This window comes from Mesorhizobium sp. M7A.F.Ca.CA.004.12.1.1 (assembly GCF_003997835.1).
GTDB lineage: Bacteria > Pseudomonadota > Alphaproteobacteria > Rhizobiales > Rhizobiaceae > Mesorhizobium.
Genome location: NZ_RZRK01000248.1, coordinates 1 through 7,567, shown reverse-complemented (window position 1 = coordinate 7,567; position 7,567 = coordinate 1). Strand labels below are relative to the sequence as shown.

Below are 7,567 nucleotides of genomic sequence, written 5' to 3'. Positions count from 1 at the left end.
GTCTACATCAGGGCAATGCGTCGTCGCGCAGCACTTGCCGCCGCCATGGACGAGCGGCTGGCATCGGTCGATGTGCTGGCTCTGCCGACCACGCCGGTGACGGCGCCGACCATCGTCTCGATGGCTGACGACGCCGAGCTGCGCGACCGCACCGAGGGCCTGCTGCTGCGCAACACGCAGGTCGCCAACCAGTTCGATCTCTGCGCGATCTCGCTACCGATGCCGGGCACTCCGCTGCCCGCCGGATTGATGCTGGTGGCGCGCAACGGGCATGACCGGCGCCTGCTGCGGATTGCTGCCGAAATAGAGCAGCTGCTTGGCGCGTGACCAGGGCTGAACTGCCTATCAGTGCGACGAACAGTGCTTGCGTTCGCTGTCCTTGGCGGTCCGCACGATACGGGTCGCGACCAGCCAGGGCAGATTGTACTTCTCGCCGGTGATGGTCTGGGGTGCGGTGCTCGATCGAGCCCCTGACGACGATCTTGCCGGCATAAAGCGCGTCGGAAAGATCGGTTATCGCCTTGTCGGCCTGCGGCAATCCGCTTGGATCGATCGAGACGCCCTTGATGATCGCCCCGGTGGCAAGGTCGAGCACGCTGTTCGACGGGCAGGGCGCCTTGAAGCAGCGCAGTCCGTTGTCGCAATAGACATAACTGCTTTCGGCCGCGAATGACGGCATGGCGCAGAGCGAACAGACGACGACTACCAGGAATGCGAGCCGTGGATCGGCATGGCTCTCAACGTCGCGGAGAATTGGGGCGAAACCGCGATGTGTTACGGGCTCGCCGGAAACCGCCGCCGATAGTGATCGACCACTTCCGGATTGCGCAGATTGACCGGCAGCTTGTTGGCCAGCACCAACAAGGCTTCACCCGCCGCGCCGACGCCCATGCGCATCATCGATTCCTCGGTGATCCCGGCCAGGTGCGGCGTGATGATGACATTGTCGAAGCCGAAATAGGGATGGTTCGACGGCAGCGGCTGTGTCGCAAAAACATCGAGCGCGGCACCGCCGATACGGCGTTTCTGCAATGCCTCGATCAGCGCATCGTCATCGATGACCGGTCCGCGCGACACGTTGATCAGCAGCGCATGCGGCTTCATGCGGGCGATCCGCTCACGGTTGATCAGGCCGCGCGTTTCCGGCGTCAGCGGGCAGCACAGAACGATGATGTCGCTCTGCTCGACGAGAGCGTCGATCGACAGGAAGCCGACCTTGTCCGGCGCCGGCTGCATGCTGCGCGTCGTTGCCACCACCTTCAGGTCGAAGCCGTGCGCCGCGATATGGCCGACCGCCTGGCCAACGGCGCCGAGGCCGACGATGCCGATCGTCTTGCCGGCAAACTCGCTGTTGGAATTGGCGTGCTCGCGGCCGGCAAGCCAGCCTTTGGTGCGCAGGTCGCGGTCAACGACGCGGAAGTTGCGCAGCAAAGCCAGCGCCGCGAACATGACGTGCTCGGCAACCGGGCGGGCATTGACCGCCGGCACATTCGCCACCAGCACGCCGGCGGCCGTCGCTGCTTCCATGGGGATCATGTCGAGCCCGGCGCCATGACGGATTGCCGCCCGCAGCAGCTTTGCGCCGTCGAAAAGCTGTGGTGGCAGCGGCGCGCGCACGATGACGATGTCGGCATCCTTCGCCTCGGCGGCCAGCGTGGCCGGATCGATGGCGGAGGCGACGACGAGTTCTCCGGCGCCGGCCAGCATGGCCGAGGCGCGCGGGTGCAGGGCGTGGGTGGTGAGGATTCGGGTCATGTCGGTCAAGCTTTTTCGAGCGCCGGGCTTTGAGGTTCCTCGCCATGGCCCTCGATCAGGCCTTTCCAGTAGCTCTCAGCCCCTTGCAAATGGGCGCTCATCAGCGCCTGGGCGAGATTGCCATCGCGGCGCAGCAGCGCCTCATAGATCTGGATATGCTCGGCATGCGAGCGCACGTTGCGCTCGGGGTCGTTGAAATAGATCGGCAGGCGCTGCTCGCCCATCATATAGTAGACGCTGCAGACATTGTGGAAGACGCTGTTCTTGGTGGCGCGCACGATCTCGAGGTGGAATTCACGGTCTTCCCTGGCAAGCCCTTCGCCGGCGGCAATGCGCTCTTCCGAAGCTTTCAGTATCTCGCGCAGCCGCTCGAAATTCTCCTCTGTGGCGCGCGAACAGGCAAGTTCGGCCGCCTTGATCTCGTGGATCTTGCGCAGTTCGACCGTTTCGTAGATCTGGATCGGGTCGAGCGGCAGGCCCGCGCGGGCAAAGAGCGCCATGGCCTCCACGCTGGCCTGCTTGGTGTCGATGTAGATGCCGGACTTGGCCCGGCGCTCAACGATGCGCATGGCCTCAAGGATGGCCAGCGCCTCGCGGATCTGGCCGCGGCTGACAGCGAAATGCTCCGCCAGTTCGCGTTCCGAAGGCGTACGGCCGCTCTCCTTGTCCGAATGGGAGAACAGGTAGGCAGCGAGTTCCGCGAGGAGGTTCTTTTCTTTCATCGTCAACCGCGCTGCGCGTGCGCCTCCAGGAATCGCTCCGAAATGGTGAATCCCAGACCCGGTTTTTCCGGGATCGCTATCATGCCGTCCCTGGCTTCGACAGTCTCTTCGACCAGATCGTGGATCATCGGGTTGGCGCCGAGCGAATATTCGACGGTAAAACTCGACGGCGAGGCGGCGCAGACATGCAAGCCTGCGAAAAAACAGGGCGCGCCGGCCCACAGATGCGGCGCAAAGCGCAGATTGAAGGCGCTGGCGATGGTGCCGATCTTCATCGCCTCGCTGATACCGCCGCAGAAGGCGGGATCCGGCTGGAAAATATCGGCGGCTTTCAGCACCGCGAGATCGCGGAAGGCATAGCGTGTCGCCTCGCTTTCGCCGGTGGCGATCGGGACGGCACCTGACGCCCGCACTTCAGCCATGCCGGGCTTGTCGTCGGCGATGATAGGTTCCTCGAACCAGGCGAGGTCCAGATCGTTGACAAGGTGGATGAAGCGCTTGGCCTCGGCCACCGTGTAGGTGCCGTGCGCGTCGACCATCAGTTCGACATCGGGGCCGAGCGCCTGCCGTGCGGCCCGCACGCGGCCGGCCGAAATGTGCGCCGCGCCATCCATGGCGCCAACCCGCATCTTCAGTGCCCTGAAACCGCCCTTGGCGATGTAGGATTTCAACTGCTCGCCGATGGCGTCGGCAGCCGCCCAGCCGCCGGACGCGTAAGCCGGCATGCGATCGAGCTTGCGGCCGCCCAGCAGCCGCCAGACCGGAACGCCAAGCGATTTGCCAAGAATGTCCCACAGCGCGATGTCGACGGCGCTGATGGCAGCGATGCTCATGCCGCGCCGCGCCAGTTGCGGCATGGCGTGGCCGCCGCGCGCGGCGCTGTCGTGGCGCACGCCATTGTAGAGCATCTCCCATATGACGCCGATATCCGCCGGATCGCGGCCGACCAGCTGAGGCCCGACCTCATGGTTCAGCATGTGGACGAGTGCACCGTAGCTGCCGGCACTGCCGGCGGCGTTCTTGCCTTCGCCCCAGCCGACCAGCCCGTCATCGGTTTCGATGCGCAGGATGGCGGCGTCGAAGGTCGTCACCTGACCGAAGTCGCTGCGGTGCTGCCGAGCGGCTTCGATCGGAACGCGGATCCACCAGGCTTGGACGGACTTGATACGCATATTCTTCCCCAGCCCCGCCGCCGGTCAGGGCGGAAGGGCGAATTTCCCAGAGGCAGTCGGCTACTTGATCAGCGGCAGCAACGTTTCGGCGTTGATGCGCATCTGGTCGGTGTAGAATTTCTCGGTGAGCACGCTGGAGCCGTGGTCCTGGATGAACTTCAGCTGCTCGGGCGAGATGTCGACCGGATTGCGCTCGACCATGTCGGGATAGGGGGCTGCCGGCGTCCGGTCGACGGGCGCGACGAACTCATTGGTCAGCGCGCCGTCGTAGCCGATCTCGCGCAAGGTGGCGACGATCTTCGGCCAGTCGATCTGGCCGAGGCCGGCGGCAAACCGGTTGTTGTCGGCGACGTGGAAGTCGAACAGGCGCTTTCCGACCTGCCGGATCGCGTCATGGACGTTAAATTCTTCCATGTGGATGTGGTAAGCGTCGAGGCACACGCCGCATTCGGGGCTGACCGCGTCAGCCAGCGCCAGTGCCTGGGCGCCGCGATTGAACAGATAGGTCTCGAAGCGGTTGAGGGGTTCGACAGCGATCTTGACGCCGACCTTCTTGGCGTGGGTGAAGCATTCACGGGTGGCGTCGACGACCCACTTCCATTCCTCTTCTTCGGTCCCGTCAGGCACCACCTTGCCGACGGTGGCCGGAACCAGCGTGATGATCTCGCCATCGAGTTCGCTGACCATGGTCAGCACGTCCTTGACATACTGAACGGAACGCTCGCGCTGGCCCTGGTTCCTGGCGGCAAGGTTGCGCTCGCCCAGCATCAGGGTCACCGCGCCCCAGCAGCGAATACCATGCTCCTTCAGCAGCGCCCGGGTCTCCTTGGTCTTGTACTGCTCGGGCTCGCCGGAAATCTCGATCGACTCATAGCCGAATTTCTTGATGCGCTTGAGCGTCGTCTCCAAGGGTTCCGCGCGCATCCAGTTGTGCGTCGAAAGATGCATGGTCTGTCCTTCCCAAATCGTCTCTATGGTTCGCCTGCGACATGCATCGCCAAAAGGCGACACAAAGGTTCCTCCCCAAGGCGTTCCCAGCCTTTTTTCGCAAACTGGTTCGACCAATTGGGCCTGAGGCGAGGTCTACAGCAAATTCTCCAGATCGGCAAGAAGCGCTGGGGTGCAACTTTCTCTGTAGATTATTTCATTGATTATATTGAGATATATAGGCCTGCAACAGGTGATTTTGGGGTCTTGATGGCGCATTGCGCGGCTTGACCAAATTTCCACATTTGGTAATACCAGAATGGCGGTGCGTGCAAGCACCCGTTGAGAAAAGACCAAAGTGGCTGGCCCTGCTTCCAATCGGCGCTATGCTCGGTCGAGAGAGAAATGAGGGAGGATGCGATGCCGACGACAATGAAGGGCCCTGGGCTGTTTCTGGCGCAGTTCGCGGGCGACGCCGCGCCGTTCAACTCACTGGCGTCGATCACCAAATGGGCGGCCGGTCTCGGCTACAGGGGCGTGCAGATCCCGACCTGGGACGCGCGGCTGTTCGACCTCAAGAAGGCGGCTTCTTCCAAGGCCTATTGCGATGAGGTGAAGGGCATCTGCGCTGACGCGGGCGTCGAGATCACCGAACTGTCGACGCATCTGCAGGGGCAGTTGGTCGCGGTTCATCCAGCCTATGACGCGCAGATGGATGGCTTTGCGCCGCCGTCGGTGCACAACAATCCCGCAGCCCGGCAGGAGTGGGCTGTCGAGCAGATGAAGTTCGGCGCTAAAGCATCGCGCAATCTGGGCCTGAATGCTTCAGTGTCGTTTACCGGCTCGCTGGCTTTCCCTTACCTCTATCCGTTCCCGCAGCGACCGGCTGGACTCATTGAGGAAGCGTTTGGCGAGCTCGGCAAACGCTGGAAGCCGATCCTCGACGTCTACGAGGACAACGGCGTCGATGTCGGCTATGAAATTCACCCCTCTGAGGACGTGTTCGACGGCGCCACTTTCGAGATGTTCCTCGACGCGGTCGGCGGCCACAAGCGCTGCAATATCAACTACGATCCGTCGCACTTCCTGCTGCAGCAGCTCGACTATCTAGAATTCATCGACATCTATCACGAGCGCATCAAGGCGTTTCACGTCAAGGACGCCGAGTTCAACCCGACCGGCCGGCAAGGCGTCTATTCCGGCTACCAGAGCTGGACCAACCGCGCCGGGCGCTTCCGTTCGCTGGGCGATGGACAGGTGGATTTCGGCGGCATCTTTTCCAAGCTGACGCAGTACAATTATGATTCCTGGGCGGTACTGGAGTGGGAGTGCTGCCTGAAGCATCCGGAGGATGGTGCGGCCGAAGGCGCGCCTTTCATCGAGCACCATATCATCCGGGTGACCGAAAAGGCATTCGACGACTTCGCCGCCGGCACCACCGACAAGAAGATGCTGCGCGCCATGATGGGCATCTAGCGCGGTTTCCCCTCCCCCTCGAGGGGAGGGTGGCCCGAAGGGCCGGGAGGGGTCGGTTCATGCCGAGCTCTGCCTCAACGACCCCACCCGATCCGCTGCGCGGATCGACCTCCCCTCAAGGGGGAGGTGAGCAACAGCGAGGAGCAAGATATGGTCGGCGCATCGAAGTCGGAAACGGGAGGCGGCCCGATCCGCTACGGCATGGTCGGCGGCGGGCAAGGCGCGTTCATCGGCGCGGTGCACCGGATCGCGGCGCGGCTGGACAATGATTTCGTGCTGGTTGCCGGTGCTTTGTCAGCCGACCCGGCCCGTGCCAAGGCCTCGGCCGCCGAACTGGGGCTCGACCCCGCACGCAGCTATGCATCCTATGCCGAGATGGCCAAGGCCGAGGCGAAGCGCCCCGACGGCATCGAGGCAGTGGCCATCGTCACGCCCAACAATGTCCATGTGCCGGCAGCAAAAGCTTTCCTCGAGGCCGGCATCCACGTCATCTGCGACAAGCCGTTGGCGACGACGCTGGCCGAGGCGAAAAAGCTTGCGGCGATAGTCGAGAAGACCGGCAAGGTGTTCGTGCTGACGCACAACTACACCGCCTATCCGATGATCCGGCAAGCACGCGAAATGGTCGCCAAAGGTGTTCTCGGCGACATCCGCATCGTGCAGTCCGAATATCCGCAGGACTGGCTGACCGAGGATTTGGCCGCGACAGGCCAGAAGCAGGCGGCGTGGCGCTCCGACCCCAAGCAGGCAGGCGCCGGCGGCGCGCTGGGCGATATCGGCACGCATGCCTACAACCTCGCCCGCTTCGTCTCGGGGCTGGAACTGGACTCCCTGTCGGCCGATCTCGACGCCTTCGTGCCGGGCCGGCTTCTCGATGACAACGTCAACGTCATGCTGCGCTTCAAGCCTATCGGCAAGACGCATCCGGCCAAGGGCATGATCTGGGCAAGCCAGGTGGCGCCCGGCCACGAGAACGGGCTGAAGCTGCGCATCTATGGCTCCAAGGGTGGGCTGGAATGGGTGCAGGCCGACCCGAACTATCTCTGGTACACGCCGTTCGGCCAGCCGAAGCAATTGATCACCCGCAACGGCGCCGGCGCACTGCCGGTGGCGGGCCGTGTCAGCCGCGTGCCGTCGGGCCATCCCGAGGGCTACCTCGAAGGTTTCGCCAACATCTACCAGGAGGCCGCACGCGCCATCCGGGCGGCACGCCGCAAGGGTGGCAAGCCGCCCAAGGATGTCGTCTTCCCGACCATCCAGGACGGCGTAGAAGGCATGGCCTTCATCGAGGCCTGCGTGAAGTCGTCGAAGAAGAATGGGGCGTGGACGAAGCTCTGAAATAGAGGCGGCCGGGGGATTCAAGGGGAGGGGCGTCGATGAAAATCGGCATGTGCATGTTCTTGTGGACGACGGCCGTGTCGAAGAAACACGAGCCGCTGTTGCGCGACATCAAGGCAACGGGCTTCGATGGCGTCGAGATACCGATCTTCGCCGGCGCGCCGGACGATTATAAAA

At 63.3% G+C, this 7,567-nt stretch carries 8 protein-coding genes and 1 pseudogene; 4 read left to right on the top strand and 5 right to left on the bottom strand.

Going from position 1 to position 7,567, the window contains the following annotated elements; all coding sequences use genetic code 11:
• A partial coding sequence (locus EN984_RS15140) for an amidase family protein (RefSeq protein WP_245480067.1) occupies positions 1-327 on the top strand: 327 nt, incomplete at its 5' end.
• Between the two features lie 18 nt (positions 328-345).
• Here EN984_RS15140 and EN984_RS38795 read toward each other — a convergent pair.
• The 5 genes from EN984_RS38795 to EN984_RS15115 form a co-directional block, all read right to left on the bottom strand.
• Positions 346-492, bottom strand: coding sequence for a hypothetical protein (locus tag EN984_RS38795; RefSeq protein ID WP_236383014.1), 147 nt, complete (start codon positions 490-492; stop codon positions 346-348).
• 282 nt (positions 493-774) lie between these two features.
• On the bottom strand, positions 775-1,755 hold the full coding sequence (locus EN984_RS15130) for a hydroxyacid dehydrogenase (protein WP_127383810.1): 981 nt from the start codon (positions 1,753-1,755) through the stop codon (positions 775-777).
• A 5-nt stretch (positions 1,756-1,760) separates the two neighbouring features.
• On the bottom strand, positions 1,761-2,477 hold the full coding sequence (locus EN984_RS15125) for a FadR/GntR family transcriptional regulator (protein ID WP_013529506.1): 717 nt from the start codon (positions 2,475-2,477) through the stop codon (positions 1,761-1,763).
• Positions 2,478-2,479: 2 nt separating this feature from the next.
• A complete protein-coding gene (locus tag EN984_RS15120; protein WP_127272205.1) occupies positions 2,480-3,649 on the bottom strand; it encodes a mandelate racemase/muconate lactonizing enzyme family protein in 1,170 nt (389 codons plus the stop codon).
• Between the two features lie 60 nt (positions 3,650-3,709).
• Positions 3,710-4,597 carry a sugar phosphate isomerase/epimerase gene (locus EN984_RS15115; RefSeq protein ID WP_027037785.1) on the bottom strand — a complete coding sequence of 296 codons (888 nt, stop codon included), beginning with the start codon at positions 4,595-4,597 and terminating at the stop codon, positions 3,710-3,712.
• Between the two features lie 399 nt (positions 4,598-4,996).
• On the opposite strand from EN984_RS15115, the gene EN984_RS15110 reads away from it, so the two are divergent.
• The 3 genes and pseudogenes from EN984_RS15110 to EN984_RS38790 form a co-directional block, all read left to right on the top strand.
• Positions 4,997-6,052, top strand: a complete 1,056-nt coding sequence (locus EN984_RS15110; protein ID WP_127269536.1) for a sugar phosphate isomerase/epimerase — start codon at positions 4,997-4,999, stop codon at positions 6,050-6,052.
• 150 nt (positions 6,053-6,202) lie between these two features.
• Positions 6,203-7,390, top strand: a complete 1,188-nt coding sequence (locus EN984_RS15105) for a Gfo/Idh/MocA family oxidoreductase (RefSeq protein ID WP_127269535.1) — start codon at positions 6,203-6,205, stop codon at positions 7,388-7,390.
• A 38-nt stretch (positions 7,391-7,428) separates the two neighbouring features.
• Positions 7,429-7,567 (top strand): annotated as a pseudogene (locus EN984_RS38790) (sugar phosphate isomerase/epimerase); the annotation flags it as partial.